The organism is Methylophaga sp. UBA2689 (assembly GCA_002354555.1).
GTDB lineage: Bacteria > Pseudomonadota > Gammaproteobacteria > Nitrosococcales > Methylophagaceae > Methylophaga.
The window spans coordinates 10,330-11,887 of sequence record DELT01000082.1; the positions used below are offsets into that span (position 1 = coordinate 10,330).

At 47.6% G+C, this 1,558-nt stretch carries 3 protein-coding genes; all 3 read left to right on the forward strand.

Features of this window, described 5'->3' with window-relative positions; all coding sequences use genetic code 11:
* The coding region (locus tag B3M51_RS09805; RefSeq protein ID WP_292758703.1) for a HesA/MoeB/ThiF family protein at positions 1 to 579 on the forward strand (579 nt) is incomplete at its 5' end.
* Entirely contained in the window at positions 580 to 990 is a 411-nt protein-coding gene (locus B3M51_RS09810) for a M67 family metallopeptidase (RefSeq protein WP_292356129.1), read from the forward strand. It abuts the gene before it with no gap.
* A partial coding sequence (locus B3M51_RS09815) for a PmbA/TldA family metallopeptidase (protein WP_292758730.1) occupies positions 987 to 1,558 on the forward strand: 572 nt, incomplete at its 3' end. The genes B3M51_RS09810 and B3M51_RS09815, both read left to right, overlap by 4 nt.

The window sequence follows — 1,558 nt, forward strand, 5'->3', positions numbered from 1 at the left end:
GACATTGTTGAGCTGACCAATCTGCAACGGCAAATCGTGCATCGACAGACGTCTGTCGGCAAAACAAAAACACATTCAGCCGCGGCGACTTTGCAAAGTTTGAATGACACAATTAAAGTTGAAACCATTGAGCATCGCCTGAACGAAGCCGAGTTAACCCAGCAGGCAACGCTTGCTGACGTGATTGTCGATTGCACCGATAATTTCAGTAGTCGTTTTCTGCTCAACCGGGTGAGTAAGAAAACCAGAACACCGTTGGTGTCAGCTGCGGCTATTCGATGGGAAGGACAGGTTTCAGTTTATGATGCCCGACAAGCCAATGCACCGTGTTATCGTTGTTTGTACGATGATAATGGTGGCGATATTCAGCAAAGCTGTGCGGAGAGCGGGGTGCTCTCACCATTACTGGGCATGATGGGATCCATTCAGGCGATTGAAACACTCAAATTGCTGGCCAATACAGGAACGTCCCTCAATGGTCGTTTATTATTGGTTGATGCGCAGTCAATGCAGATAAGAGAAATGACGTTAAAACAGGATCCGGCCTGCCCGGTATGTCACGATAATGAGAATAGCTAAATGACAGCAAAAACGACGATACGTTTACCGCGAACATTGGTGAATGAGCTATTACATGAAGCGCAACTTTCACCGCAGCAGGAAATTTCCGGGTTAATAGGCCGCCATGGACAACGCTGTATGTGTTATCCGGTAGACAGCGTCAAAACCGATGCCAGCGTGTTATTTGCATTAAGTGCCAGTGAACAGTTGGCCGCATTAAAAGAAATGAAAGAACGCAATCAGGAACTGTTCGCCATTTATCACTCTCATCCCGATGCTCCAGCATTACCATCGGTTATTGACGAGGATGTTGCAGACTATCCACAGGCGTTATATCTGATTATTTCATTGAATACACGCGGTGTTTTGGAAATGCGGGGCTTTCAAAAACATGGACAGAATATCGAAGAGGTTAATTTGATCATATGAGTAAACTTGACGCATCAGTCTTAACAAATGCAGCGCAGCAGGCGCTGGATGCGGCTAAAAAGCTGGGGGCATCTGCTGCCGAAGTGGGTATCAGTCAAAGTCTGGGTTTATCGGTAAATGTGCGTCAGGCTGAAATTGAAACGCTGGAGCACAACAAAGATACCGGGCTTGGCGTAACGGTGTATCTGGGGCAAAGCAAAGCTTCTGCCAGTACATCCGATTTGCGGCCTGAAGCCATTCACGAAACAGTGGCGATGGCCTGCAGTATTGCAAAGCACACTCAGGAAGATAAATTTGCCGGTTTGGCCGATGCGTCATTAATGGCTACCTCCTTTCCGGATCTGCATTTGTATTACCCTTGGGAGTTGTCTCCGGAACAGGCGATTGCCCTGGCAATGGAATGTGAGCAGGCCGGTCGCGATTTTGATTCGTTAATCAGTAACTCAGAAGGGGCCAGTGTTTCGTCACATGAAGGTCAGCGGATTTATGCCAACAGTCACGGTTTTATCGGTCAGACGCAATCCACTCGCCATAGTTTGTCATGTACATTAATCGCCCGTGATGAGAC